The sequence below is a fragment of the Novosphingobium sp. AP12 genome (assembly GCF_000281975.1).
GTDB lineage: Bacteria > Pseudomonadota > Alphaproteobacteria > Sphingomonadales > Sphingomonadaceae > Novosphingobium.
Genome location: NZ_AKKE01000068.1, coordinates 1 through 20,693, shown reverse-complemented (window position 1 = coordinate 20,693; position 20,693 = coordinate 1). Strand labels below are relative to the sequence as shown.

The window sequence follows — 20,693 nt, the reverse complement described above, 5'->3', positions numbered from 1 at the left end:
AAAACCATGCTGCTCAAGTCCATCCGCCTCGGCTCCAACGACCTGCCGAAGACCCGCGCTTTCTACGACGCCACGTTCGGCGCGCTCGGCCTCGCGCCCTGTTCGACGCCGGAGCAGTACCCGATCGTGATGTGGGACCTGGGCGGCGTGCGCTTCCTGCTCGGCCCAGCTCGCGACGGGGAGCCGACGACCCACGCCAACGGCGGCACCATCATCTTCGAGGCGGCGGACGAGGACGCGGTCAAGGCGTGGCACGCGGCGGGCCTCGTCAATGGCGGCACCAGTGAGGGCGAGCCCGAGCCCAAGCCCCAGGCGCGCGGAGCCTTCGGCGCCTACCTGCGCGACCCGGACGGCAACAAGCTGGGCGCTTACTTCGGCCTGTCGATGGGCTGACGCTCCCGTTTTTCGCCGGGCAGTCGCAACTGACGGGTATCGCGATCACGCCGACCTCGGTATCTGCGGCCGCCTGACGATACCGAGGACGCAACAATGACGCTTCATGCATGGTCGCTTTTCGCCGGCGCCGTGTTCCTGCTTTCGGGGACGCCCGGCCCGAACATGCTCCACATCCTGTCGCGCAGCGTCGAGATGGGCGTAAAGCGCTGCACGGCGGCGATGGCGGGGTGCCTCGCGGCGCTCGTCACCATTCTTGCCGCGTCCGCGGCGGGGCTGACCACGCTGCTGCTGGCGCTGCCGGGCTCATTTGAGGTGCTGCGCTATGCGGGCATGGCCTACCTGATCTTCCTTGGCATCAAGGCCTGGCGCAGCCGCGTCGCCCCGCTCGACGTGGGCGAGGCTGAGCTCCCCGCCACGCCGTCGATCCTCGCGCTGTTTAGGGGCGGGTTCGCGGTAGGCATCAGCAACCCCAAGGCGATCCTCTTCGCCGCCGCCTTCCTGCCGCAGTTCATCGACCCGGCGCTGCCCAAGGCGCCGCAGTTCGCGGTACTGGTAGGCACGTTCGCAGTGATCGAGATGGGCTGGTACGCCGTCTATGCCTGGGGCGGCCGCTCGCTGTCGCGCCACATCGCCCGCCCGGCGGTGAAGCGGGCCTTCAACCGGGCCTCCGGCGTGATCTTCATCGGCTTCGGGCTGGCCCTGCTGAAGACGCGCCCGTCCTGAGCGCCGGGGCAGGCAGAAGCCCCGCCCCTCAATCCCCGCGCGAGAGCAGGAACACCGCGTGTTCGGCGCGGAAGTTGGCTGCCGCCGCGCTGCAGTTCTGGTCGCCCGAGAGGAACCAGCGGCCCTCCACGGTGATGCCGCGCTCCTTCACCAGCGCACGGAAGTCGTTGATCGTGAGGTGGTGGATGTTGGGCGTCTCGTACCAGCCAACCGGCAGCAGCCGCGTCACCGGCATCCGCCCGTTCCACAGCAGCGAGGTCCGCACCCGCCAGTGCGCGAAGTTGGGGAAGCTGACGAAAGCCTTGCGGCCGATGCGCAGCAGTTCCTCCAGCACCTTGTCGGGCCGCATCGTGGTCTGCAGCGTCTGGCTGAGGATCGCGTAGTCGAGCGACTTGTCGGGATAGAAGGCGAGGTCCTTGTCGGCGTCGCCCTGGATCACCGATAGCCCGCGCGCAACGCAGCGCCCGACGTTGGCGGCATCGATCTCCATGCCGCGCGTGTGGCAGTCCTGCCCATCTCGCAGGGCGGCGAGCAGGGTGCCGTCGCCGCAGCCGACATCGAGCACGCTCGATCCGCGCGCGACGTTGTCGGCGATCACGGTGAGGTCGGGGCGCAGTCCTGCGCGGTGCAGCGCGTTCATGGGGCGGCCTCCAGCGTACCGGCCAATTGGGCGGCGAACTGGGGCGAGAGCCGCTCCATCAGCCGCTCGGGCCGCATCAGCGGGGTAAAGCCGAGCGCGGCGTAGACGCCGTGCGCGTCGGCGGTGGTGAGCGCAAAGCGGCGCACAGTGACGTAGTCGGGATGCTCGACGAACCAGCGCACCATGCGGCGGCCGAGGCCCTGCCCGCGCGCACTCTCGTCCACCCATACGTCCGCCAGCCAGGCGAAGCTCGCGCGGTCGGAGATGACGCGGGCGAAGCCGACTTGCCCGTGGTCGGCGTGATAGGCGCCGAGGCAGTGCGAGCCGGCGTTCTGGCGCTCGACCTGTTCGCGCGCGATGCCGGGCTTCCAGTAGCTCGACGCCAGCCAGCCGTGGACACAGGCCGTGTCGATCCGCACCGGGTCGTCGGACAGTTCGATCATCCCAGGAAGCCTTCCACCACGCGGTCGAGCGCCGGAACGTCGAGCAGGAACGAGTCGTGCCCGTAAGGCGCCGACAGCTCGACGAAGCTGACCGGCAGCCCCGCCGCGTTGAGCGCATGGGTGACGTTGCGCGATTCAGCGGTGGGGTAGAGCCAGTCGGTGTCGAAGCTGACGAGGCAGTAGCGCGCCTTCGATCTGGCGAAGGCATTGGCGAGCAACCCGCCGTGCTCCTCGGCAAGGTCGAAGTAGTCCATGGCGCGGGTGATGTAGAGGTACGAGTTCGCATCGAAGCGGTCCGTGAAGGCCAGCCCCTGGTAGCGCAGGTACGATTCGATCTGGAAGTCCGCATCGAAACCGAACGTCTTCTCCTCGCGGTTCTGCAGGCGGCGGCCGAACTTCTCGGTCAGCCCCGCTTCGGACAGGTAAGTGATGTGCGCGGCCATGCGCGCGACGGAGAGGCCCTTCTCGGGGCCCTTGCCGAACGCGTAGTAATTGCCGTCGCGCCAGGCCGGGTCGGCCATGATCGCCTGCCGTCCGACCTCGTGGAACGCGATGTTCTGTGCCGAATGCCGCGCGGTCGAGGCGAGGATCAGCACCGCGCGGGTGCGCTCGGGGAAGTTGGCAGCCAGACTCAGCGCCTGCATCCCGCCCATCGATCCGCCGACTACCGCGTAGAGGCTGTCGATCCCCAGCGCGTCGAGCACGGCGATGTGCCCTTTCACCATGTCGCGGATGGTGATGACCGGGAAGCGCATGCCCCAGGGCTCGCCGTCGGGCGAGAGGCTGGCCGGCCCGGTCGAGCCCATGCACGAGCCGATGACGTTGGCGCAGATCACGAAGAAGCGGTCGGTGTCGATCGGCTTGCCCGGACCCACCATGCGCACCCACCAGCCGGGCTTGCCGGTCTTGGGGTGGTCCGAGACGACGTGATGGTCTCCGGTCAGCGCGTGGCAGATGAAGATTGCGTTGTCCTTAGCCGCATTCAGCGTCCCGCAGGTCTCGTAGGCGATGCGCGGACAGGCAAGGCTCTGCCCGCCGTCCAGCATCAGCGGCATGTCGAGATCGAGGAACCTGTTCTCGGTGGGGATGATAGGGGCAGTCGCCATGATCGTTTCGCCAAGTGGGGTATCGCCATTAGGGAATCAATGCGGCCCCCGCAATCGGCCACTGTCATTAGGCGCCGCGCTGGGTTATGGGGCCGCCCGTCATGAGCGAAACCGAAACCCGCATCAAAGCCCCCACCCCGAAGCCCTGGATCGAGGCGATTCACGCCTATGTGCCGGGCAAGTCCAAGGGCAAGGACGGCAAGCCGCTCATCAAGCTCTCGGCGAACGAAAACCCGCTGGGCACCAGCCCCGCCGCGCTTGCCGCCCGCGCGCAGGCCCCGGCACTCTACCCGGACCCCGACAGCACTGCCCTGCGCACCGCCATCGGCGCGGCCCACGGCATCGACCCGGCGCGCGTGGTCATGGGCACGGGCTCGGACGAGCTGCTCAACCTTGCCGCGCAGGGTTATGCAGGCCTCGGCGACGAGGTCATCTACGTGCGCTACGGCTTCTCGGTCTACGATATCGCCGCCCGCCGTTGCGGCGCGACCCCGGTGGTGGCGCCCGACCTCGACTACGGCACCGACGTCGACGCGCTGCTGGCGCTGGTGAATGACAAGACCCGCGTGGTCTTCGTCGCCAACCCCAACAACCCGACCGGCTCCTACCTCCCCGGCGGCGAGATCGCGCGGCTCCACGCCGCCCTCCCCGCCGACGTGCTGCTGGTGATCGACCAGGCTTACGGCGAATACGTCGCGCCCGAGGACGACGACGGCGCGCTGGCATTGGCCGCGGCTCACAGGAACGTGCTGGTCACCCGCACCTTCTCCAAGATCTTCGGCCTTGCCGGCGAGCGCATCGGCTGGGGCACCGGAGCGCCCGGCATCGTCGCCACGCTCAACCGTATTCGCGGGCCGTTCAACGTCTCGGCGACCGGACAGGCCATGGCCCTTGCAGCGCTGGGCGATCCCGCCTTCGTCGAGGCCAGCCGCGTCCACAACCGCGATGAGCGCGGCCGCTTCGTCGAGCAACTCGAAGCGCTCGGTAACCACGGACTGCGCCCGCTGCCGAGCCAGGCCAACTTCGTGCTGATCCTGTTCGAAGGCGCGCTCACCGCCGAGACCGCGTTCGACGGACTTGCCGACCGGGGCTACATCGTGCGCTGGCTCCCCGGACAGGGCCTGCCGCAGGCCCTGCGCATCACCATCGGCAAGCCGAAGGACATGGACGTGATCGCCGAGGCCCTGCGCGGAATGGCGGAAGGCGCGAAATGACTTTCGCGACCGTCGCCATCATCGGCCTTGGCCTGCAGGGCGGCTCGATCGGGCTGGCGGTGCGGGAATACCTGCCCGGCGTGCGGACCACCGGCTACGACCTCAGCCCCGAACACCGCGCCCGCGCGGCGACGCGCCGCCTCGTCGACGCTGTGTGCGATACCCCCGCCGAGGCCGTGCGCGAGGCGGACCTGGTGATCTTCTGCGTGCCGCCGGGCGCCATGGGCATGGCCGCCGAGCAGGTGCGTGACGCGCTGCCGCAAGGCGCGCTGGTGAGCGACGTCGGCTCGTCCAAGGAGGCGATCGCCAAGGCGCTGGGCGATGCGCTGCCCGGCCATCTCGTGATCCCCGCGCACCCCGTCGCCGGCACCGAGAACTCGGGCCCGGACGCGGGCTTCGCGCACCTGTTCCGCAACCGCTGGTGCATCGTCACTCCGCCCTCCAAGGTCGACATGATCAAGCTGTCGGAGCTGGTCGGCTTCTGGGAAGCGCTCGGCGCCAACGTCGAGATCATGACGCCCGAGCACCACGACCTCGTGCTCGCGGTGACCAGCCACTTGCCCCACCTCATCGCCTACACCATCGTCGGCACCGCCTCGGACCTCGAGGACGTGACACAGGGCGAGGTCATCAAGTATTCCGCCGGCGGGTTCCGCGACTTCACCCGCATCGCCGCCTCCGACCCGACGATGTGGCGCGACGTGTTCCTGTCGAACAAGGAGGCGGTGCTGACCATGCTCCAGCGCTTCACCGAGGACCTGACCGCGCTCCAGCGCGCGATCCGCGTCGGTGACGGCGACACGCTGTTCGACCAGTTCGCCCGCACCCGCGCGATCCGCCGCTCGATCATCGAGGAAGGCCAGGACGACGCCCGCGCCGACTTCGGCCGCGGCGATCACGAAGGTGCAAAGAACGGCTGATATCGCCGGTCCAATCGGGCACGGCGGTATATTTCGGGTAGGCAGGGAGCCCCGGCCCTTCTCGGGATTTCACCGGAGAAACCCCGCTCAAGGACGTACCCCATGCAGCTTTCCATTGTCACCACCCTAGATTACGCGCTGCGCCAGCCCGACCGGGGACCGGTCGACGTGCTGCTCCAGATCGAGGCGGCGATGATCCCCGAGCAGCACGTGCTCCAGGCCCGCATCGACCTTCCCCCGCTCGACCATTTCGCCCGCGTTTCCGCGCAGGCCGACATCGGCGAGCGGATCTGGCTGCGCACCGCCGCGCCGCTCCAGATCCGCTACGAGGCCCAGGTCTCGGTCGAGCGCATGCTGGCCGACGTCGCCACCCTGCCCGCCGTGCCCACCCACCTGCTGCCGGGCGAGACAGTCGATTATCTCATGCCCTCGCGCTACGTGACCTCTGACACCTTCCACGATTTCGTCGAGCAGGAGTTCGGCCATCTCAGCGGCGGCCCCCGTGTCGCCGCGATCCGCGACCGCCTTGCCAACACCCTTACCTACGAGCCCGGCTCCAGCGACGCCTTCACCACCGCCGCCGACACCTTCCAAAGCGGCCGGGGCGTGTGCCGCGACTATGCCCACCTGATGATCGCGCTGGTGCGCGCCAGCGCCATCCCCGCGCGCTTCGCCAGCGTCTACGGCCTCGGCGTCGAGCCGCAGGACTTCCACGCGGTGGCCGAAGTGTTCCTCGACGGAGCCTGGCACATGGTCGACGCCACCGGCATGAGTTCGCCCGATCGCATCGCCAAGATCGGCGTCGGCCGCGATGCGGCGGACGTCTCGTTCCTGTCGAGCTTCGGCGACGTGGAAATGCAGTCGCAATCGGTCGAGGTCAGCGAGCTGGTTCCGGCCTGAATCACGTCTCCCCCGGCTCGACCGGGGAAGACAGGGGCTCACACGTTCAGTGCATTGATCGCGGCATGGACCCGCGCTTCGACCTCCTCGCGCGGGAGTCCCGGCTCGATCCGGTCCCCCACCCGCATGGTGATGACGCCTGGCTTCTTCCAGCGCCGATGATAAAGCCGCCCGCTGTCCACCGCCACTGGCACCACCGGCATGGCGAGGAGCTTGTAGACCCCCGCGAAGCCAGACTGCAGGGGCGGCCGCCGCCCGGTGAGCACGCGCGTGCCTTCGGGGAAGATCGCCAGCGGCCGCCCCTGCGCGGCGAGGCCCCGCGCGCTGGAGATCATCTTGCGCAGCGCCTTGGCGCCCTCGCCGCGCTCGACCACGACCGCGCCGTAGCGGCGCAGCGCCCAGCCCCAGCCGGGAATCTCGGTCAGCTCGGCCTTGGGGAACGGCGCGGGGCGCTGCATCACCGCGGGCAGGTCGATCGCCTCGAAGAAGCTCTCGTGCTTGATGGCGACGAGCACGCCTTCCTCGGGCATCACCCCGTCGACGACGACGCGGATGCCCAGCAGGTAGCGCGCGCAGAAGCGGTGGTACTGGCTCCAGCCCCGCGCGACGCGGCGGAACGGCTCGTCGCCGAACGCCGCGGCCAGGAAACTCACCCCCACATAGAGGATCGAGCCCAGGTAGAACGCCGCGTAGAACAGCACGCTGCGCAACACGTCGAACGGGGTCGCGGCGCCCAGTACCGTGTTCGGCCCGGCGCGCCCGGCCTTCGGGCCAGCTTCAGTCATCATCGTCCCCAGAGGTTGAGCGCGGCGCGTGCCAGCAGTTTGTGATATTCGAGGAACAGCGCCCCCAGGCTCGGCCGCGAGGGCACCCCGTCGCGCTCGATCCGCACGTCGGCGGGCATTTCGCGCGCCAGTTCCAGCGCGGCGCGGCGCATGTGCCAGTCGGCGGTGACCAGCCGCACCGACTTGGCGTCGTGTTCGGTCACCCACTGCGCGGCCTCGATCGCGTTGGAGCGGGTGTCATAGGCGCGGTAGCCCAGCGTCACGCAGCAGCGCATCAGGCGCGCGGGCACATGGAACTGCACCGCGAACTCGCGCGGGCGCACCTCGCGGTCGACGCCTGAAACCAGTAGGTCGGGCGCCTTGCCGGCTTCCAGCACCTTGAGTGCATGTTCGATCCGGCCCGAGCTTCCCGTCAGCACTATGATCGCATCTGTCCGCAGGTTCGCGGGCAACGGGCCGGGCAGCGCGACCGCGAACCACAGGAACCCGAAGAGCCAGACCAGCACGATGAAGGCGACGAAGCGGCGGAACATGGAAGTCTATATAAGCACAGGTGCGCCGCAAAGCAGCCTTAAAGCATACGCCGGAGGGCATGGAGCACAGTGAGCCGCGCGGTGAGCATCGCCAGCAGCGTCGCCAGGATCGGCACCAGCGCCAGCAGCAGCCAGTCGCTCCACACCAGCGCGCCGTTGTCGACCAGCCCCGCGCCCAGCCCGGAGAAGCGTCGGGCGAGCACCAGGATCACCACCAGCGCCAGCGCCAGCCCCACGGTGCCGCCGCCCGCCGCGTCGTAACCGATCGAACGCTGGAACACGCGGGCGACCTGCGCGTCGGTTCCGCCCAGCAGATGGACGATCTCGATCGTGTCGCGGTTCGCCCCCAGCGCCGAGCGCGCGGCGAGCAGCACGGCCGCCGCCAGCGCCATCGCCAGCAGCGCCACCAGCGCTATCGAGAGGACCTGAAGGGAGACCATCGCGTCGAACACCGGCTTCAACCAGTTCGACTGCGCATCGATCTTCGCCGAGGGCGCCACCGGTATCACCCGCCGTCCGATCGCCTCGAGCTGCGCCGGGGTCGCCGGCCCCTTGAGCCGCACATCGATCAGCGCGGGCACCGGAATCGCCGCGCCGGTGGCGGATGCGATGCCGGTGCCGAGCCACGGTTCGATCAGCGCGTCGAGTTCCTCCTGCGGGACCAGCCGCAGCCCGGCCACTCCCGGCATCGTCTTGAGCGCCTCGACCGCGCGCGCGGCCTGCGCGGTGCGCAGTTCGGCGCGCGGCTCGATCACCTGCACGGTGACACCGCCGTCGATCTCGGCGCGGGCGGCGGAGACCGCATTGCCCAGCGCCAGCCCGGCGGCGAGCGCGATGGCGGTCAGCGCCACCATGATCGCGATGACCCAGGGCATCGGCCCGGACATGCGCGCCTGCGGGATGATCTCGACCCGCCGGCTGGAGGGCAAACCCTTGCCCCGCAGCCGATCTATGGCGGCTCGGACGCTCACGGCGTTTTCCGGGGTGGATAGCGCAGCGCGCCGGTGGGATCGGCGAGGCGCCCCCGGTCGAGCCGCATGATGAGGCTCTCGGGCACCTTGCGCAGAAGGTCGAGGTCGTGGGTGGCGACGACCACCGTTGTCCCCTGCCGGTTGAGCATCTCGAACAGGCGCAGGAGCTTCAGCGCCATCTCGGGGTCGACATTGCCGGTCGGCTCATCCGCCACCAGCATCGCCGGGCGCGCGATCACGGCGCGGGCGATGGCGACGCGCTGCTGCTCGCCGCCCGAGAGCGTGGCGGGCCGCGCCTCGATGCGGTCGGCAAGGCCCACCCATCCGAGGATGTCGCGCACCGGCCCGGCAAGGTCGCGCTCGCGGTGGCCGGCCACGCGCAAGGGGAGCGCCACGTTGTCGAAGGCGGAAAGGTGCTCGACCAGCCGGAAGTCCTGGAACACCACGCCGATCCGCCGCCGCAGGGCCGGCAGATGCGCGCGCGGCATGGTGATGGCATCGGTCCCGAACATGCGAATCGCGCCGCGCGACGGGCGCTGGGCAAGGTAGAGCAGGCGCAGCAGCGACGTCTTGCCCGCGCCGCTCGCACCCGTGAGGAAGTAGAAGCGGCCGGGAAACAGCGTGAACGTCAGGTCGCTCAGCACCTCGCGATCGGTGCCGTAGCGAAGTCCGACATTGTCGAAGTGGATGATTTCGCCGTCCGCGGTCATGCTCGTTACTATATGTCAGTCGGGCCGAACGGGCGACGATGAGCCTATAGCCGTCATTGCATGTGGAAAAAAGGGCGTCAGGGCGCGAACCCACAGGGCGGGCGCTTGTCGCATGTCAGTCAACCGTGCTTATGAGGGCGATCATGATCATCGCCTGCCCTGCCTGCTCTACGCGCTACGCCGTACCGGATAGTGCCGTAGGTATGGAAGGCCGCACGGTGCGCTGCGCCAAGTGCCGCCATAGCTGGTTCCAGGAAGGTCCCGAAGCCGCGCACGAACCGGCGGTGGAGATGGCCGAGGCCCCGGCCGCCCGCCAGGCCGCGCCGCAGCCGGAAGCGGCTCCCCTGCCCGCTCCCAGACCCGCACCGACGCCGCGCCCGGCAATCGTCGTGCCGCGCCCACCCGAGCCTGTCGCAGCAGCGCCCGCGCCGCGGCCCGAACCTGAAATCCCCGCGCCGGGGCGTGAGCAGCCTCTGCCGCGCCCACCGCGCCGGGGCGAGCAGAAATCGGCGCCGGTCTACTACGACGACACCGCGACCAAGCGCTACGCTGACGAAAGCACTTCAAACTTTGATTTCTCGCCGCCGTTCCGCCCGCGCCGCAACTGGACGCGCCGCGCGACCTATGGCGCAGTCGCTTTCGCGATCGCGACGCTGGGGCTGACTGCGGCGGTCGCCTTCGGCGGCCTGCCCGATTGGCTGCCGATCCCGCACCCGACCTTCCAGCAGGCCCAGCCCGATCTCAAGCTCGACTTCCCGCGTAACCGGCAGGACCGCAAGCCGCTGCCGGACGGTACCGAGTTCTTCAGCGTCAGCGGCACGATCAGCAACATCGGCGCGCAGACCCGCAGTGTTCCTTCGCTGCTGGTGGTCCTGCGCGACCGGCGCGAGACGATCGTCTATGCGAAGGAAGTCGTCCCCGCCAAACGCCAGCTGGCTCCCGGCGAGACGATCACTGTCAACGAGGCGTTGACCGACATCCCCAAGTCCGCCGCGGCGGCCGAGATCGGCTGGAAGCCCGACTGACGCCGGCCGGGGAGTTCAGCCCTCCGACGCCATCGTACCGCTGAAGGTCACGGGCACGGCCAGCCGATACGGCAGATCGGGCGAGGCGATGCGCGATTCGGCGCCGTTTTCATGGATCAGCACGACGCGGCCGACGCCCGGCGTCGCAACCACGGCGATGACGCTGTCGACCCATTCGTGCAGCAGCGTGCGCACGCGGGCAAGCGCCGCGGCCTCGCTGGTGGTGGTGCCGGCGGCTTCCAGCTCGGCTTCGAGGTCGGCGATGCGGGCGGTCGCCTCGGCGATACGCTCCGCATGGGGTTCGGTCATTGCAGGTCTCCTTGCCGTTGCAGCCGACTTGGGCCGCCGGCCTGCGTCCGGCAAGGGGAGAGCGCGCGCAATCGCCGCCGCGTTGGATCGGTGCCGTTCCCGACATTGCGGGAACGGCGGATCACGTCAAAGCGGGTTGTCGAGCTGGATGATCGCTTCTTCGCTGGCGCGCTGGGTGGTCTTGAGTTCGCGCCCCGCCTTGAAGCTGGCGAGCACCGGCGTGTCGCGCTCGTAGATGTCCGCGAAGGGCTTCAGCTCGCCGTCGATCGAGCGGGCGAAGGTGAAGTAGGTGAGATAGACCGGGAAGGTCCGCGTCATCGGCACCTTCTTGTACTCGCCCGCGCGGGACAGTTCGGCGGCTTCGGCGGCAGGCATCTGCGCGCCCAGGATCGCCATCGTCATGCCCAGCTCCACCGCGCGCTCGGTGCGGATGCAGCCGTGGCTGAAGGCGCGGACCTCGGAGTTGAAGTACTGCTTGGACGGCGTGTCGTGCAGGTAGATCGCGTGCGGGTTGGGCATGTCGATCTTCATCAGGCCGAGCGCATTGGTCGGCCCGGGCTGCTGGACGACGGTGATCATGCCGTTCTCGGCCTTGTAACCCTTGTAATGGTTGGCGGCGGCCCACCGGGGGTTAGCCAGCACCTTGGCGCCCAGTCCCTCGCCCTTGACGATCGACTGCGGCACCGTCCAGGTCGGGTTGAAGACGACCGCGCTGACCGTCTCGGCCAGCTGCGGCGTCGCCGTGCGGCCGGGCTTGCCGACGACCGTCTTGTAAGTACGGATCGCCTTGTATTCGCCCGCCTTGTTCTTGACCACGAGCCGCAGCTGGAACTCCGGCACATTAGTCATCAGGTAGACGCTGCCGAGGTCGCGGGCGAGCCAGCGCCAGCGGTCCATGTTGGCCTGGATCAGCGCGCGGCGAGGCTTGTTGGCCATCGGCGTGGCGTTCAGCTCGGTCTTGAGCGCGGCATAGTCCGGGTTGGTCGGCGCCAGCTTGTCGATGACGCCGGCGATGTCGTGGTCGGACAGCGCCTGCGCCATGATCGTGGCGGTGGGCATCGCGTCCTGGTCGGGATCGACGGCGAACCACTGGACACGCGCGGTCATCGGCGTGCGGCCGTCGCGCAGATCCTCGATCAGCCAGGCGAACACCCGGCTGGCGAGCGCGTCGAGCGCGTCGCCCTCGCCCCCGGCGATAGCCGCCTTGAGCGCGCTGGGCTGGTAGTCGCCGGGCAGCAGGCCTTCCTTGCCGATGTATTCGATGGTCTTGAGCAGCGCCTGCGCATCGCTCACCGTCCACGGCATGACCGGCTCGGTGACGACGACGTCCTGCACCATGGGCGCGGAGATCACCGGAACGCCGGCAGGCGTCGTGCCGGTGACGGGGGCCGGACCCGTGCTCGGGCGCGTGGTGGGCAGCGGGGTCGGCGCGGACGTGCGAACGGGCGCCGGGGTGGGCGCGCTCCTGGGAAGCAGGTCCTCGGGCATGCCGGCCTTGATCTTCTGGGCCTGCGCGCCCTGCGCACCCAGGGACAGGATCGTTAGCGCCGAGACGACGCCGGGACCGAACCGCTTGAAACTCACCATATTTGCTTGAAACCTGTCGACTGGATGCCCGGGCTTCTACCTAAAGCCGCTGGAATGACGCGCGACGGCCTGCGAAGGTTGCCTGCCGCACCGCCCTGATGTGCGCTTTTACGCGCCTTTCTTCAAGGATGCGACCTGTCGCAGGCATGAATTGCTTGCGCACAACCTTGCGCGGGGCGACAGGCGGGCGGTCATGCGAGCCCCTGAGAGCCCTTCTGCATCCACCCTCCTGCCGGTCCTCTCGGTGATCGCGGGGATCGCCGCGTTCAGCGTGATGGATGCAGCGATGAAGGCCGCCTCGCTCATGGTCGGGGTCGGCACGGCGATGCTGCTGCGCAACCTGCTGGGCACCGCGATGATGCTGCCGATCTGGCTTGCCGCCGGGCGCCCGGTGCCGAGCCGCAAGGTGGCGGTGCTGCATTTCCAGCGCTCGGCCATAACCGCGATCATGGCGGCGCTGTTCTTCCACGGCCTCGTGCGCATCCCGATGGCCGAGGGCATGGCGATCTCGTTCTTCGCGCCGATCATCGCGCTGTACTTCGCCGCGCTGCTGCTGGGCGAGACCATCCATCCGCGCGCGATCGTCGCCGCGCTGCTCGGGCTGGTGGGCATGGTGGTGATCGGCGCCGACCGCTTCGGGGCCGGAGAATATGGACCCGAGGCGATAGAGGGCACGATCGCCATCGTGTTCTCGGCGGTGTTCTACGCGCTCAACCTCGTCCTCCAGCGCAAGCAGGCGACGCTCGCGGGGCCGGTCGAGATCGCGATGTTCCAGAACATGAATGTCGCGCTGATCTTCCTCGTCATCGCGCCGTTCTACTGGACCACGCCCGACGCGGCGAGCCTCGGCTGGACCGCGCTGGGCGCGGCTCTGGCGACCACGGCGCTGCTGTTCCTGTCCTGGGGCTATGCCCGCGCCGAGGCGCAGGTGCTGGTGCCCGTCGAGTACACCGGCTTCCTCTGGGCGGCGCTGATGGGCTGGCTGGTGTTCGGCGAGACACTCGGCACCGGCGTAGTTGCGGGAGCGGCGCTGATCGTGCTTGGTTGCTGGATCGGCACCCGCAGGACACAAAACGAAACACTGCCATAGGTGCGCCGCACCGCGGCTTCTTCGGCTTTCCCGACCAAAACTCCAGCCCCCTGCCCCTTGACCTTCCGGCCCTTAGCGCGCATCGGCGGGCCGACGAATCCGCTTGTCGCACTGCAACACGGTTCAGGAGCGCCGCGATGCAGCAGGCAGGCCTCACACTAAGGGGAAAAAACCCACTATGACCCAGGTCGGACAGGACACGCTCGGGACCCGCAGCACCATGACCGTCGGCGGCAAGGCCGTCGCGTACTACTCCCTCAAGAAGGCCTCCGAGAAGATCGGCGACGTCAGCCGCCTGCCGTTCTCGATGAAGGTCCTCCTCGAGAACCTCCTCCGCTTCGAAGACGGCGGGTTCACCGTTTCCACCGACGACATCAAGGCGATCGTCGACTGGCAGCAGGACCCCAAGACCGGCGCGGAGATCCAGTACCGCCCCGCGCGCGTGCTGCTGCAGGACTTCACCGGCGTGCCCTGCGTGGTCGACCTGGCCGCCATGCGCGACGCCATCGCCAAGCTCGGCGGCGACACCAGCAAGATCAACCCGCTGGTCCCCGTCAACCTCGTGATCGACCACTCGGTCATGGTCGACGAGTTCGGCCACCCCAAGGCGGCAGAGCAGAACGTCGAGATCGAGTACCAGCGCAACATGGAGCGCTACGACTTCCTCAAGTGGGGTTCCAAGTCGCTCGACAACTTCTACGCCGTTCCCCCGGGCACCGGCATCTGCCACCAGGTCAACCTGGAAAACATCGCCAAGACCGTCTGGTCGAGCGACGACCAGAACGGTGAACTGGTCGCCTATCCCGACACCTGCGTCGGCACCGACAGCCACACCACCATGGTCAACGGCCTGGGCGTGCTGGGCTGGGGCGTGGGCGGCATCGAGGCCGAAGCCGCGATGCTCGGCCAGCCTGTCTCGATGCTCATCCCCGAAGTCGTCGGCTTTAAGCTGGTCGGCGAACTCCAGGAAGGCGTCACCGCCACCGACCTCGTGCTCACCTGCACCTCGATGCTGCGCAAGCACGGCGTCGTCGGCCGCTTCGTCGAGTACTTCGGCCCCGGCCTCGCCTCGCTGTCGCTGGCCGACCGCGCGACGCTCGCCAACATGGCGCCCGAATACGGCGCGACCTGCGGCTTCTTCGGCATCGACGACAAGACCATCGACTACCTGCGCCTGACCGGCCGCGAGGAGGAGCAGATCGCCCTCGTCGAAGCCTACGCCAAGGAGCAGGGCTTCTGGATCGAGCCCGGCGCCGCCGACCCGATCTTCACCAGCACTCTCGAGCTGGACATGGCCACCGTCGTGCCTTCGCTCGCCGGCCCGAAGCGTCCGCAGGACTGGGTCGCCCTCCCCGAGGTCGACGACGTCTTCAACGCCGACATGGCCGCGACCTACAAGAAGACCCCCGCCCGCGTTCCCGTGGACGGCAAGGACTTCGACATCGGTGACGGCGACGTCATGATCGCGGCGATCACCAGCTGCACCAACACCTCGAACCCGGGCGTGCTGGTCGCCGCCGGCCTCGTCGCCAAGAAGGCCGACGAGCTGGGCCTCAAGCCCAAGCCCTGGGTAAAGACCTCGCTGGCTCCCGGATCGCAGGTCGTCACCGACTACCTGAACCGCGCCGGCCTGCAGGTCCACCTCGACAACATCGGCTTCAACCTCGTCGGTTACGGCTGCACCACCTGCATCGGCAACTCGGGCCCGCTCGCGGAGCCGATCAGCAAGGCGATCAACGAGAACGGCCTCGTCGCCGCCGCGGTGATCTCGGGCAACCGCAACTTCGAGGGCCGCGTCTCCCCCGACGTGCGCGCCAACTTCCTGGCCTCGCCGCCGCTGGTCGTCGCCTACGCGCTCAAGGGCACCGTGGTGGAGGACTTCACCACCACCCCGATCGGCAAGAGCACGGCCGGCGTCGATGTCTACCTCAAGGACATCTGGCCGACCAACCTCGAAGTCGCCGAGACCATGGCCGGCTGCATGGACCGCGCCATGTTCCAGGCCCGCTACGCCGACGTCTACAAGGGCGACGAGCACTGGCAGGCGATCAACGTCGTCGGTTCGGACACCTACTCGTGGCGCGCCGGATCGACCTACGTCGCCAACCCGCCGTACTTCGAGGGCCTGACGATGACCCCGGCTCCGGTCTCCGACATCATCGAGGCCAAGCCGCTGCTCATACTCGGCGATTCGATCACCACCGACCACATTTCGCCGGCCGGCTCGATCAAGGCAGACAGCCCGGCGGGCAAGTGGCTGATGGAGCACCAGGTCGCCAAGGCGGACTTCAACTCCTACGGCGCGCGCCGCGGCCACCACGACGTGATGATGCGCGGCACCTTCGCCAACATCCGCATCCGCAACGAGATGGTCCCCGGCATTGAGGGCGGCATGAGCCGCTACGGCACCGAGCCCATGCCGGTCTACGACGCGGCCATGAAGCACAAGGCCGAGGGCACGCCCCTGATCGTCATCGGCGGCAAGGAATACGGCACCGGCTCGTCGCGTGACTGGGCCGCCAAGGGCACCAACCTGCTGGGCGTGCGCGTCGTCATCGTCGAGAGCTTCGAGCGCATCCACCGCTCGAACCTGGTCGGCATGGGCGTGCTGCCGCTGCAGTTCAAGGACGGCGAGAGCCGCCACAGCCTCGCGCTGAACGGCGACTGCACCTTCACCATCAAGGGTGTCGCCAGCCTCAAGCCGCAGCAGGACGTCGAAGTCGAAGTGACGCGCGCCGACGGCACGCAGTTCACCTTCACCGCGCTGTGCCGCATCGATACCGCCAACGAAGTCGAGTACTTCATGAACGGCGGCATCCTGCAGTACGTGCTGCGCAAGCTGGCGGCCTGATCCGCCGCTAGCGCTCAAGCGTTAGACAGACCCCGTCCGGTGCGAACCGGGCGGGGTTTTTCTATGGACGGTAGATTCAAACGAAAAGGGCGGCGTAAAACGCCGCCCCCCAATCAGGCACCCGAGCGGCACCTGCCCCATGCTGGGGTATGTCGTGCCCGGTCAGGCCGCCTTGGCGCCCGCGAAGCGGCGGCGGGCGGCGAGGGCTGCGGCTGCGGCGCCGAAAAGCACCAGCATCGGCGGCGCCGGCACGTCGGTGCCGCCCGACGAGGTCGAGGTGGACCCGCCCGAACTGGTCGAAGTCGAGCTGGAGGTGGATGACGAGGTCGAGCTGCTCGTCGACGTGGACGAACTCGTCGACGACGACGAGCTGGTGCTGGTCGAGACGTTGCCGGAAGTCGTGGACACGTTGCCCGACGTCGTCGAGGTCGACGAGACGTTGCCAGACGTGCTCGAGATATTGCCCGAACTGGTCGTGGTCGACGAGACGTTGCCCGAAGTCGTCGAGGTCGAGACGTTGCCCGAGGTCGAAGTCGTGCTCGACACGTTCCCGGAGGTCGAGGTCGAGATATTACCCGAGGTCGTGCTCGACACGTTGCCGGAAGTCGAAGTGGAGACGTTGCCCGACGAGGTCGAGGTCACGCCGCCGGTCGTCGTGGTGGTCGAACTGATCTCGCCGTTCGAGGTCGAACCGCCGGTGGTCGAGGTGATGACGATGTTGCCACCACCGCCGCCACCGCCGCCGCCGCCACCACCAAAGAAGCCGCCGAAGAACCCGCCACCGAAGCCGCCGCCATTACCGCCGCCGATGACCACCGGCACGCCGCCGCTGCCGCCGGCATAGCCCGCCGGAGCGGGCGGACTGTACGGCGGGGGCAGTGGCACCATTGCCATCTGCGGCTGGTCGCAGCAGGTCCGCTTGATGATCTTGCGCACGCGCCGGGTGGTGCGCGGCTCTTCCTTGCGGACCACGCGCGCGGCGGGGCGCTTGGCGGGCTGCGCCGTCTTGGCCATCTTGAGCTTGCGGTACTCGGTCGTCGGCTTCTGCGTCTCCGCCACGTGGACGGCGCCGCCACCGATGATCGCACAGCCGGCCGCGCAGGCAGACAGTTTCGCAAGGGCCATCCGAACGGACATGATGTTTGCTCTCTTTGTTTCCCGTGAGGTTGCCGGCAGCGCCATGAAGCGGACACCTGCGACCCATCTGCCAGAAACAACGCAGAGACCGGTTAATGGGACAACGCCGTTAACCGCTATTCCAGCGTCCCAAGGCGGGAAAACTGGTTAATTTATTGTTCTAACCATCGGGGTGTACCGAAACGGGACTATCGGCGCCGCCCGGTGTAAACGAGCCCGACGGTTTTGCAGTCCATTCAAGGGCATGGCCCTCAGCCTTCCGAATCGAAAAGCCCGCCCTGGGGGGCCTGCGGCGGGGTCATGCCGAGGTGCTGCCAGCCCCGATCGTTAAGGCAGCGCCCACGCGCGGTGCGCGCCACGAGGCCCAGCTGGATGAGATAGGGCTCGATCACTTCCTCGATCGTGTCGCGCGGTTCGGAGAGGCCGGCCGCCAGCGTTTCGACGCCGACCGGGCCGCCCTTGTAGATGTCCGCGATCATGCGGAGATAGCGCCGGTCCTGCGAATCGAGGCCGATCGAATCGACCTCCAGCCGAGTCAGCGAATCGTCGGCGATGGCGCGAGTGATGACACTCGATCCCGCCACATGCGCGAAGTCGCGGACGCGGCGCATGAGGCGTCCCGCCACGCGGGGTGTGCCCCGCGCGCGGCGGGCGATCTCGGTCGCTCCCCCCTTGTCGATGCCGATGCCGAGCAGTCCCGCGCCGCGCGTGACGACTTTCTCCAGTTCCTCGACGCTGTAGAACTGAAGCCGCACGGGAATGCCGAAACGGTCGCGCAGCGGGGTCTGGAGCAGGCCCTGGCGCGTGGTGGCGCCGATCAGCGTGAAGGGCGGCAGGTCGATCCGCACCGAGCGCGCCGAGGGTCCCTCGCCGATGATGAGGTCGAGCGCGCGGTCCTCCATCGCCGGGTAGAGCACTTCTTCGACCACGGGATTGAGGCGGTGGATCTCGTCGATGAACAGCACGTCGCCGTGTTCGAGATTGGTGAGCAGCGCCGCGAGGTCGCCCGCCTTGGCGATTACCGGGCCGGACGTGGCGCGGAAACCGACGCCCAGTTCGCGCGCGACGATCTGCGCCAGCGTCGTCTTGCCAAGGCCCGGAGGCCCGAAGAACAGCACATGGTCCATCGCCTCGCGCCGCGACTTGGCGCTTTCGATGAAGACCGAAAGATTGTCCTTCGCCGCTGCCTGCCCGACGAACTCCGCCAAAGTCTTGGGCCGCAGCGCAGCGTCGGCGTCCTCGGGCTGGCGCGAAGGAGTGAGGATGGGATTGTCGGTCATGGGTTATCCCGCCGCCCGCTTCAGCGCCACGCGCACGAGGTCGTTGAGGCCGGCGTCCTCGCCCAGTTCCTCGACCGCCCTGCTGACCGCCATGGCGGCGACAGGCGGCTTGAAGCCGAGGTTCTGAAGGGCCGAGACGGCGTCCGCGCTGGCCGAGCCGGGGGGCACGAGGGCGATGGCCCCCGGCAGGCCCGGCGCTACCGGCAGCGCGCCGGCCTTGTCCTTGAGTTCGTTGACGATGCGGCTGGCGAGCTTGGGGCCGACGCCGTTCGCGCGGGCCACCATCGCGGAGTCCCCGCCGGCGCAGGCGCGCTGAAGTTCGTCGGTGGTCAGCGCCGAAAGGATCGCCAGCGCCACTTTCGAGCCCACGCCCTGCACTGCCGTCAGCAGGCGGAACCAGTTCCGCTCCGCCCCGCTGGTGAAGCCGATCAGGCGCTGGTCGGTCTCCGAAACCTGCATCTCGGTGTGCACCACCACGCGGTCACCCCGGATGCCGAGATGGTCGAGCGTGCGCGCCGAGCAGTGGACCAGATAGCCCACCCCGTTCACGTCGATGATGGCCCAGTCCGGGCCGGTATCGTCGAGCAATCCTGTCAGCTTGGCGATCATGGTTTGTTCCTATTGCATAGCCGGATTGCCCAAGGAAGAGCGAATTGGCGCGAACCGGCGGTGACTTAAAGGAACCCTTTGGATAACAAGCTCGCATGGGGCAATCGGGGCGACAGCAACTATCTGCCGGCAGTGCCGAACCTCCCGGCACGCTGCCGGGGGCGGCGATCGCCGTGGCGGTGGTCCTTGTAGCCGCTGCGCTGCGCGTGCTGGCCTTCTCCCCCTTCGACCAGCACCATGCAGACGAACTGACGCAGTATCTCGAGCAAGCGAACCGGATCGTCACTGGCTACGGCATCGTCCCGTGGGAATCGCGGCTGGGCATCCGCAACGCGCTGATCCCGCAGCTGCTGAGCCTGCCGATGGCGCTTGGCCACTGGCTGGCGCCGGGAACGCTGGCGCCCATGTACGCCGCCCGGATCACTTATGCTGCGCTGACCCTGCTGGTGCTGCCTGCCGCCTGGCGACTGGGTGCGCTGACCTCTCGCGCGCATGCCTGCGCCGCGATGTTCGTGGCGGCGGTGTGGTGGCAGAGCATCCTGTTTTCCGACCTCCTGCTGTCCGAAAGCCTCGCGGCGGCGGTACTGCTGTTGGGGGCCGCCCCGCTGCTCGATCGCGCTGCACCGCCCCGCGCGGTGGCCGCGAGCGCCTTCCTTCTGGTCCTGGGCGTGCTGCTGCGGTTCCAGTTCGCTCCCTTCGCCGCCGTGCTCGCGCTCAATGCGCTGCTGGCCGAGCCCCGCCGCTGGCGCGCCGTGGCGCTCGGCGGGATTGCGGCGGCGGCGCTCGGCACGGCGAGCGACCTACTTTCGGGGGCGGTCCCGTTCGCCTGGGTCCTCGCCAACTTCACGCAGAACATCGGAGCAGGCAAGGCGGCGCGGTTCGGCACGAGCGGGCCGTTCGAGTATCTGGCCGAATACTACCGCCATTTCGGAGCAGCGGCGCTGCTGTTCGCGGCGGTCGCCGTCATTCCCGCCGCCCGGCGCTACGCACCGCTGCTCGTGGCGGCGGCCCTCACCGTGTTCGCGCACAGCCTGCTGGCGCACAAGGAGTACCGCTTCGTCTGGGTCGCCACGCAGGCGGTGCTGATCGTGGCGGGCATCGGATCGTTCTCGGTGGTCCAGCGCCTGCGGCCTGCCTGGAACGGACCGGCTGCGCTGCTCGTGACCGGCGCCGCGTGGTCGCTGCTGAGCCTGGCCTCTTTCGCCGCGACCGGCGGCTACCGCTCGATGAGGGGCGGCGGGGGGCTAAGCGAGCTGGCGGTCATGGCGGCGAAAGACCCCCGGGTCTGCCGGCTGGCGGTGGCGCAGGCGTACTATCTCTACGCCGCTCCATCGATCCTGCCGCGCCGTCTGCCTATCTCGGTCATCCCGGAAGGCGTGCTGGAAGGCCGCGCCGCGCTGCCGGGAGAGATCGGGCGCGGCGCCAACGCGCTGCTGGCGGGAGAGGCTGCGCCGCGCGGAGCCG

Annotated in this window: 21 protein-coding genes; 9 read left to right on the top strand and 12 right to left on the bottom strand. The window is 68.6% G+C overall.

Annotated elements, in window-relative coordinates; genetic code table 11:
* Positions 1–6: 6 nt before the first annotated feature.
* Both PMI02_RS11985 and PMI02_RS11980 read left to right on the top strand, forming a co-directional pair.
* Positions 7–393, top strand: a complete 387-nt coding sequence (locus PMI02_RS11985; protein ID WP_007682932.1) for a VOC family protein — start codon at positions 7–9, stop codon at positions 391–393.
* 96 nt (positions 394–489) lie between these two features.
* On the top strand, positions 490–1,119 hold the full coding sequence (locus PMI02_RS11980) for a LysE family translocator (RefSeq protein ID WP_007682930.1): 630 nt from the start codon (positions 490–492) through the stop codon (positions 1,117–1,119).
* Positions 1,120–1,147: 28 nt separating this feature from the next.
* Here the strand turns inward: PMI02_RS11980 and metW are convergent, their stop codons facing one another.
* From metW to PMI02_RS11965, 3 genes are read right to left on the bottom strand one after another with little or no spacing between them, the layout of a single operon-like run.
* Positions 1,148–1,759, bottom strand: a complete 612-nt coding sequence (metW, locus tag PMI02_RS11975; protein ID WP_007682928.1) for a methionine biosynthesis protein MetW — start codon at positions 1,757–1,759, stop codon at positions 1,148–1,150.
* Positions 1,756–2,202 (bottom strand): GNAT family N-acetyltransferase, encoded by a 447-nt coding sequence (locus tag PMI02_RS11970; protein WP_007682926.1) that lies wholly within the window; start codon positions 2,200–2,202, stop codon positions 1,756–1,758. Before PMI02_RS11970 ends, metW begins: the two co-directional genes overlap by 4 nt.
* A complete protein-coding gene (locus PMI02_RS11965) occupies positions 2,199–3,308 on the bottom strand; it encodes a homoserine O-acetyltransferase (RefSeq protein ID WP_007682924.1) in 1,110 nt (369 codons plus the stop codon). The genes PMI02_RS11970 and PMI02_RS11965 overlap by 4 nt, the downstream gene beginning before the upstream one ends.
* Positions 3,309–3,409: 101 nt before the next feature.
* On the opposite strand from PMI02_RS11965, the gene PMI02_RS11960 reads away from it, so the two are divergent.
* The 3 genes from PMI02_RS11960 (at position 3,410) to PMI02_RS11950 (ending at position 6,342) form a co-directional block, all read left to right on the top strand.
* Entirely contained in the window at positions 3,410–4,522 is a 1,113-nt protein-coding gene (locus PMI02_RS11960; RefSeq protein WP_036503581.1) for a histidinol-phosphate transaminase, read from the top strand.
* Positions 4,519–5,442 carry a prephenate/arogenate dehydrogenase family protein gene (locus PMI02_RS11955; RefSeq protein ID WP_007682920.1) on the top strand — a complete coding sequence of 308 codons (924 nt, stop codon included), beginning with the start codon at positions 4,519–4,521 and terminating at the stop codon, positions 5,440–5,442. Before PMI02_RS11960 ends, PMI02_RS11955 begins: the two co-directional genes overlap by 4 nt.
* 102 nt (positions 5,443–5,544) lie before the next feature.
* Positions 5,545–6,342 (top strand): transglutaminase family protein, encoded by a 798-nt coding sequence (locus tag PMI02_RS11950; RefSeq protein ID WP_007682918.1) that lies wholly within the window; start codon positions 5,545–5,547, stop codon positions 6,340–6,342.
* Between the two features lie 38 nt (positions 6,343–6,380).
* On the opposite strand, the gene PMI02_RS11945 is transcribed toward PMI02_RS11950, so the two are convergent.
* The 4 genes from PMI02_RS11945 to ftsE are packed head-to-tail and all read right to left on the bottom strand — an operon-like array spanning position 6,381 to position 9,341.
* Positions 6,381–7,127, bottom strand: coding sequence for a 1-acyl-sn-glycerol-3-phosphate acyltransferase (locus PMI02_RS11945; protein WP_007682916.1), 747 nt, complete (start codon positions 7,125–7,127; stop codon positions 6,381–6,383).
* Positions 7,127–7,660 (bottom strand): YdcF family protein, encoded by a 534-nt coding sequence (locus tag PMI02_RS11940; protein ID WP_007682914.1) that lies wholly within the window; start codon positions 7,658–7,660, stop codon positions 7,127–7,129. Before PMI02_RS11940 ends, PMI02_RS11945 begins: the two co-directional genes overlap by 1 nt.
* A gap of 38 nt (positions 7,661–7,698) precedes the next feature.
* Positions 7,699–8,631: an ABC transporter permease gene (locus PMI02_RS11935; protein WP_007682912.1), complete on the bottom strand. Its 933-nt coding sequence runs from the start codon at positions 8,629–8,631 to the stop codon at positions 7,699–7,701.
* Positions 8,628–9,341: a cell division ATP-binding protein FtsE gene (gene ftsE, locus PMI02_RS11930; RefSeq protein ID WP_007682909.1), complete on the bottom strand. Its 714-nt coding sequence runs from the start codon at positions 9,339–9,341 to the stop codon at positions 8,628–8,630. The genes PMI02_RS11935 and ftsE overlap by 4 nt, the downstream gene beginning before the upstream one ends.
* A 143-nt stretch (positions 9,342–9,484) precedes the next feature.
* Between ftsE and PMI02_RS11925 the strand changes: the two genes are divergently transcribed.
* The gene (locus PMI02_RS11925) at positions 9,485–10,366 is read left to right on the top strand and encodes a zinc-ribbon domain-containing protein (RefSeq protein WP_007682907.1); all 882 of its coding nucleotides are present in this window, start codon (positions 9,485–9,487) and stop codon (positions 10,364–10,366) included.
* Positions 10,367–10,381: 15 nt separating this feature from the next.
* Here the strand turns inward: PMI02_RS11925 and PMI02_RS11920 are convergent, their stop codons facing one another.
* The gene (locus tag PMI02_RS11920; RefSeq protein ID WP_007682905.1) at positions 10,382–10,675 is read right to left on the bottom strand and encodes a hypothetical protein; all 294 of its coding nucleotides are present in this window, start codon (positions 10,673–10,675) and stop codon (positions 10,382–10,384) included.
* A 126-nt stretch (positions 10,676–10,801) separates the two neighbouring features.
* A complete protein-coding gene (locus PMI02_RS11915; protein ID WP_007682903.1) occupies positions 10,802–12,262 on the bottom strand; it encodes a L,D-transpeptidase family protein in 1,461 nt (486 codons plus the stop codon).
* 193 nt (positions 12,263–12,455) lie between these two features.
* Between PMI02_RS11915 and PMI02_RS11910 the strand changes: the two genes are divergently transcribed.
* Entirely contained in the window at positions 12,456–13,352 is an 897-nt protein-coding gene (locus PMI02_RS11910) for a DMT family transporter (protein ID WP_007682902.1), read from the top strand.
* Positions 13,353–13,530: 178 nt separating this feature from the next.
* Entirely contained in the window at positions 13,531–16,203 is a 2,673-nt protein-coding gene (gene acnA / locus PMI02_RS11905; RefSeq protein ID WP_007682899.1) for an aconitate hydratase AcnA, read from the top strand.
* Between the two features lie 162 nt (positions 16,204–16,365).
* On the opposite strand, the gene PMI02_RS26740 is transcribed toward acnA, so the two are convergent.
* From PMI02_RS26740 to ruvA, 3 genes are all read right to left on the bottom strand, one after another.
* Positions 16,366–17,340, bottom strand: a complete 975-nt coding sequence (locus PMI02_RS26740) for a hypothetical protein (RefSeq protein ID WP_007682898.1) — start codon at positions 17,338–17,340, stop codon at positions 16,366–16,368.
* A 251-nt stretch (positions 17,341–17,591) separates the two neighbouring features.
* Positions 17,592–18,620 (bottom strand): Holliday junction branch migration DNA helicase RuvB, encoded by a 1,029-nt coding sequence (gene ruvB, locus PMI02_RS11895; RefSeq protein WP_007682895.1) that lies wholly within the window; start codon positions 18,618–18,620, stop codon positions 17,592–17,594.
* A 3-nt stretch (positions 18,621–18,623) separates the two neighbouring features.
* The gene (gene ruvA, locus PMI02_RS11890) at positions 18,624–19,229 is read right to left on the bottom strand and encodes a Holliday junction branch migration protein RuvA (RefSeq protein WP_007682893.1); all 606 of its coding nucleotides are present in this window, start codon (positions 19,227–19,229) and stop codon (positions 18,624–18,626) included.
* Positions 19,230–19,324: 95 nt separating this feature from the next.
* Between ruvA and PMI02_RS11885 the strand changes: the two genes are divergently transcribed.
* Positions 19,325–20,693 (top strand): mannosyltransferase (locus PMI02_RS11885; protein WP_007682891.1); only part of this gene is annotated, 1,369 nt, incomplete at its 3' end.

Coding starts and splice junctions, on each gene's coding strand:
- PMI02_RS11985 (WP_007682932.1), top strand. CDS start 7: ATGCTGCTCAAGTCCATCCGCCTCGGCTCCAACGACCTGCCGAAGACC.
- PMI02_RS11980 (WP_007682930.1), top strand. CDS start 490: ATGACGCTTCATGCATGGTCGCTTTTCGCCGGCGCCGTGTTCCTGCTT.
- metW (WP_007682928.1), bottom strand. CDS start 1,759: ATGAACGCGCTGCACCGCGCAGGACTGCGCCCCGACCTCACCGTGATC.
- PMI02_RS11970 (WP_007682926.1), bottom strand. CDS start 2,202: ATGATCGAACTGTCCGACGACCCGGTGCGGATCGACACGGCCTGTGTC.
- PMI02_RS11965 (WP_007682924.1), bottom strand. CDS start 3,308: ATGGCGACTGCCCCTATCATCCCCACCGAGAACAGGTTCCTCGATCTC.
- PMI02_RS11960 (WP_036503581.1), top strand. CDS start 3,410: ATGAGCGAAACCGAAACCCGCATCAAAGCCCCCACCCCGAAGCCCTGG.
- PMI02_RS11955 (WP_007682920.1), top strand. CDS start 4,519: ATGACTTTCGCGACCGTCGCCATCATCGGCCTTGGCCTGCAGGGCGGC.
- PMI02_RS11950 (WP_007682918.1), top strand. CDS start 5,545: ATGCAGCTTTCCATTGTCACCACCCTAGATTACGCGCTGCGCCAGCCC.
- PMI02_RS11945 (WP_007682916.1), bottom strand. CDS start 7,127: ATGACTGAAGCTGGCCCGAAGGCCGGGCGCGCCGGGCCGAACACGGTA.
- PMI02_RS11940 (WP_007682914.1), bottom strand. CDS start 7,660: ATGTTCCGCCGCTTCGTCGCCTTCATCGTGCTGGTCTGGCTCTTCGGG.
- ftsE (WP_007682909.1), bottom strand. CDS start 9,341: ATGACCGCGGACGGCGAAATCATCCACTTCGACAATGTCGGACTTCGC.
- PMI02_RS11925 (WP_007682907.1), top strand. CDS start 9,485: ATGATCATCGCCTGCCCTGCCTGCTCTACGCGCTACGCCGTACCGGAT.
- PMI02_RS11920 (WP_007682905.1), bottom strand. CDS start 10,675: ATGACCGAACCCCATGCGGAGCGTATCGCCGAGGCGACCGCCCGCATC.
- PMI02_RS11915 (WP_007682903.1), bottom strand. CDS start 12,262: ATGGTGAGTTTCAAGCGGTTCGGTCCCGGCGTCGTCTCGGCGCTAACG.
- PMI02_RS11910 (WP_007682902.1), top strand. CDS start 12,456: ATGCGAGCCCCTGAGAGCCCTTCTGCATCCACCCTCCTGCCGGTCCTC.
- acnA (WP_007682899.1), top strand. CDS start 13,531: ATGACCCAGGTCGGACAGGACACGCTCGGGACCCGCAGCACCATGACC.
- PMI02_RS26740 (WP_007682898.1), bottom strand. CDS start 17,340: ATGTCCGTTCGGATGGCCCTTGCGAAACTGTCTGCCTGCGCGGCCGGC.
- ruvB (WP_007682895.1), bottom strand. CDS start 18,620: ATGACCGACAATCCCATCCTCACTCCTTCGCGCCAGCCCGAGGACGCC.
- ruvA (WP_007682893.1), bottom strand. CDS start 19,229: ATGATCGCCAAGCTGACAGGATTGCTCGACGATACCGGCCCGGACTGG.